General features: G+C 62.6%; 1 protein-coding gene. It reads left to right on the plus strand.

Annotated features, from left to right (window positions below):
• Positions 1-305 (plus strand): site-specific integrase (locus tag ACGF5R_RS24745; protein WP_387693295.1); only part of this gene is annotated, 305 nt, incomplete at both ends.

Consider the following 305-nt stretch of genomic DNA (forward strand, 5'->3'; position numbering starts at 1 on the left):
AGCATCTGGACGCGTATCTGGATACCCTGCTGTTGCAGGGGGCGAGTCAAAAGAGCCAGTCCGCCCGTCATGAACGGCTGTCACCGTTCGTCAACTGGTGTGAGGAACAGGACATCCTGTCAGCTTCACAGGTCACCGGGCCGTTACTGGAAAACTGGCAGCAATATCTGGCCCGGTACCGCAAGGCCAACGGCCAGCCCTACCCGCCGGACAGTCAGCGCCGACGCCTGCGCGCCTTACGCCTGTGGTTCGACTGGTTGCAGCAACAGCACGCTATCCCGACCAGCCCGGCGGCAACACTGGCC

This window comes from Photorhabdus sp. RM71S (genome assembly GCF_042879355.1).
Lineage (GTDB): Bacteria > Pseudomonadota > Gammaproteobacteria > Enterobacterales > Enterobacteriaceae > Photorhabdus > Photorhabdus kayaii.